The following is a 3,798-nucleotide window of genomic DNA, read 5'->3' on the forward strand; positions in this document are numbered from 1 at the left end:
GGCGCTCGCGGAAGCGCGCCAATGGCAGCGCGCGCTCGCGCAGCATGGCGCAGCCGCCGGCTCTGCCTCGGCGGCTGCTACAGAATCTCCGTCGCCAGGGGCGCTGCTGGCGTTCGCGTATCCTGACCGCGTGGGCCAAGGGCGCGGCGACGGCCGTTTTCTGCTGGCCGGCGGAAGAGGCGCCGTGCTGCAGCCGATGCAGCCGCTCTCTTTGTCCCCTTACATCGCGGCTTGCGAGATGGAAGACGGCGACGGCGAGAGCCGGATCGTACTAGCTGCCTATCTGGAAGAAAGCGAGTTGCTCGCATATCATGGCGACCGGATTACGGACGACACGTCCGTCGTCTGGGACCGTTCGGCACAGGCGGTTCGCGCTCGTCGGCGGACTTCGTTCGGTGCGCTCGTCCTGAAGGAAGAACAAGCGGCGAAGCCGGATACGGATAAGGTGACCAATGCGCTGCTGGAAGGCATTCGTGCTGAAGGTATCGGTATTTTGTCATGGAGCAAGCAAGCCGGACAGCTGCGCGACCGGATTCAGCTCATGCGCAAGTACGATCCGGAGCTGCCCGATCTGTCGGAGGAGACGCTGCTTGCGACGCTGGAGGAATGGCTGGCGCCGCATGTGTCCGGCATCCGCAGCCGCGACGGGCTGCAGAAGCTGAACATGATGAACGTATTGGAAACAATGCTGACATGGAATGACAAGCAGAGGCTCGATGAGCTGATGCCTACACATATTATAGTGCCGAGCGGCTCGCGCATCCCGGTCGATTATTCGAACCCGGAACAGCCGGTGTTGGCGGTGAGGTTACAGGAGTTGTTCGGTCTGCAGCAGACGCCGCGAATTGCGAAGGGCAAGCTGCCGGTGACGATGCACCTGCTGTCGCCGGCCCAGCGGCCGGTACAGGTGACGCAGGATTTGGCCAGCTTCTGGCGGGAGACGTACTTCGAGGTGAAGAAAGAGCTGAAGGTGCGTTATCCAAAACATTATTGGCCGGATGACCCGCTTGTGGCCGTTCCGACTAACCGCGTGCGCCCTAGGCCTTAACGTGCAAAGGTTTGAGTACTGGAATATACTCGCAACGCACACCAAACTGGTGCGTTACCGCGCGCCGCAGCAGCTCGCTACGCTCGTAACGCACCAAACCGATGCGTTTCCGCCAACCGCCGCCGCCCGCTACGCTCGTAACGCACCGAACTGGTGCCGCCCGCCTCAGCATTAAGCTTGCAGCAGCACGAGATTGGCGGCGAGCGCCGCGTAGATAAGCGCCTCGATCCAGGAGAGGCGCTTGTTCCATTTATTAGACCGGCGCTGTACCGCGCCTCCGAGCGAGCCTGCCGCGAGCGAAGCAATCGAGAATATAACGATCGCTTGCGCGATGAACAGGATGCCGAGCTGCAGCATTTGAAGCGGCACGCTGCCGCGGTCCGTCGAGACGAACTGCGGGAGAAGCGCCAAGAAGAACAACGAAACTTTCGGATTGAGCACATTCATCCATATGCCTCGGCGGTACAACATGCCGGGTGTCAGATCGCCGTGGCGATGGACGAGTTCCGTCTCGCTGGTACGAGCGTTCGCATCCGATTTCGCCTCACTAGAGCCGATCAGCTGTGCGTGCGAGCTGACGCTGACTTGCTCTGGCGCAGCGCCCTGCCGTCTTGGCCAAGTCCGCCATGCCAAGTAAAGCAAATAGGCTGCGCCGAGCCATTTGACCGCGGAGAAAGCGGCAGGGGAAGAGAGTACGACCGCCGATACGCCGAGCGCGGCTAGAGAAGTATGTACGAGCAGCCCGGTGCATAATCCGAGTGCGACCAAGATGCCGCTTCGCGCTGAGCGGCTCATGCCCTGGGCAATGACGAACAGAATGTCCGGGCCAGGCATGACCGTCAGTGCAGCGGCGATGCCGATAAAAGTTAACGCAGTGTGCAAGGTAAGCATTTAAACAGTCCTCCATGATGTAAGGTCAAAGCAGCCATTGCTGCAAATAAAAAAGGAGCGTGAGATGAATGGTTGTCCTATCATTGGTCTATTATATCGCAGTAAATATCATTCTATGGGGAATGATGAAATACGACAAGGAGCAAGCGCGCCGCCACCACCGGCGGATTCCGGAGCGCCGGCTGCTGACGGTCGGCTTGATTGGCGGTGCATTCGGAGGCATGGCCGCTATGAGGACGTACCGGCATAAAACGAAGCATCCGGTATTCGCACTCGGGTTTCCCGCCATGGCGCTTCTTCATGCGGTGCTTATCTACGGCGTATTCGGTATGGATTGGTTCAACTTAGGTAACGAATAACAACCCACCCGGGAGGCATAGCCAATCCCAGTATTAACCTTTTTCACAGTTGACTAATGCATGTGCCAGTGGTAATCTAGTATTCCTTTTTCGAATCGGTGTCGGTTTTGCCCTGATGAGGGCTAGGCGATCGGATGAAGTCCGAGTTGAAGAAATCGCCAATTTGAAGCCGCTTGCAGCAGTAGCCGCTATCATTGCTCTTCCTCTACATGCAATGCTCGAAACAGACAACCGGAACGAATTCTATTCAAGCGATAGCACGAAACAGGCCAATGCTTGCTTCCTGTAATCTCACGAAATGAGCTTACAACTAACGCAAAACCTAAGCGATAGATTACGAAGCAGCCTTCTGCTTGCTTCCCGTCATCTCGATTCCCCGAGCTTACACTATCGCAAAACCTTTAGGAGGATTCCATGGCCGAAATTACGCATCAAGAGGAAGAAGGACGGTTACAACGATCGTTGCAGCAGATTGACCAAATGTTAAGCGGTATCGGGCCCCGATACACCGGCAACGACTATACGGAGCAAGTGCTAGACATGCAGCGCGAGGAACGGAAACAGAAGCTCCAGATCGCGTCGAAGGAGCCGTACTTCGGCCGGATCGACTACAAGGCGGATAAAGATCCAGAGCCGAAGCAGCTGTACATTGGCAAAGCCGGAGTCGGCAGCGACGAGGGCGGCGATCCGCTCGTCATCGATTGGCGCGCGCCGGTCGCCAGCTTGTTCTATTCGTTCAGCGGCGGCGACGGCCCGGCTGCCTATGAATCGCCTGACGGCGAAGTGTCGGGCGACATGTTCCTGAAGCGGAACATTCTCGTCCGCCAGCGCGAGCTTGTCCGCGTCGTCGACAGCTACGTGCGCGGAGAAGACAACGTTGGAGCTACCGACGAGTTTCTGTTGTACCGGCTCGGCGAGTCAAAAGACAATAAGCTTCGCGACATCGTCTCGACGATCCAAGAAGAACAAGACAACATTATCCGTGCCGAGCGTTACAAAGCGCTGTTCATTCAAGGGGTCGCGGGTTCAGGAAAAACGACGGTCGCTCTGCACCGTCTCGCCTTCTTGCTCTACCATTACGCCGGGCGGATCGCAGCGAACCGAATGATTATTTTCGCGCCGAACACGATGTTCCTCGATTATATTTCGGGCGTACTGCCAGAGCTGGGCGTAGGCGACATTGCTCAAACGACGTTTGCAGATTGGTCGTTGGAGCTGTTGCAGCAAGAGGTGTCGCTTGTGAGCTCGGCCGATACGCTAGAGCATTGGTTCGAAGAGCGCCGTTCGCAGACGGAGCGAGACGAAGCGCCGGGCCGATGGAAAGGGCGCGCCGCATTCCGTACGCTGTTGGACGAGAAGCTCGCCGAGATGGAGAGCAAGCTTGTGCCGGACGTGCCGTTCGAGCCGCATCCTCGATTGACGCTCACACCGGAACGGATTCGTGAATGGCTCTCGACGGATTACGGCGACGAGCCGCTGATGAAACGGCGCGAGCGGCTT

General features: G+C 57.8%; 3 protein-coding genes and 1 pseudogene. 3 read left to right on the top strand and 1 reads right to left on the bottom strand.

The window, feature by feature from the left end:
- On the top strand, positions 1–1,048 hold a 1,048-nt coding region (locus tag PKO01S_RS28225), incomplete at its 5' end, for an ATP-dependent helicase C-terminal domain-containing protein (protein WP_281278969.1).
- Between the two features lie 171 nt (positions 1,049–1,219).
- On the opposite strand, the gene PKO01S_RS28230 is transcribed toward PKO01S_RS28225, so the two are convergent.
- Positions 1,220–1,939 carry a LysE family translocator gene (locus PKO01S_RS28230; protein ID WP_127534766.1) on the bottom strand — a complete coding sequence of 240 codons (720 nt, stop codon included), beginning with the start codon at positions 1,937–1,939 and terminating at the stop codon, positions 1,220–1,222.
- A gap of 68 nt (positions 1,940–2,007) precedes the next feature.
- Here PKO01S_RS28230 and PKO01S_RS28235 point away from each other — a divergent pair, with 68 nt between their 5' ends.
- Entirely contained in the window at positions 2,008–2,298 is a 291-nt protein-coding gene (locus PKO01S_RS28235) for a DUF1294 domain-containing protein (RefSeq protein WP_127534767.1), read from the top strand.
- Between the two features lie 414 nt (positions 2,299–2,712).
- Positions 2,713–3,798: pseudogene (locus tag PKO01S_RS28240) on the top strand (HelD family protein); the annotation flags it as partial.

Source organism: Paenibacillus kobensis NBRC 15729 (genome assembly GCF_004000825.1).
Taxonomy (GTDB): Bacteria; Bacillota; Bacilli; order Paenibacillales; family Paenibacillaceae; genus Paenibacillus_T; species Paenibacillus_T kobensis.

Bases quoted from the DNA above. Each gene is read 5' to 3' on its own strand.
- PKO01S_RS28235 (WP_127534767.1), top strand. From the start codon at position 2,008: ATGGTTGTCCTATCATTGGTCTATTATATCGCAGTAAATATCATTCTA.
- PKO01S_RS28230 (WP_127534766.1), bottom strand. From the start codon at position 1,939: ATGCTTACCTTGCACACTGCGTTAACTTTTATCGGCATCGCCGCTGCA.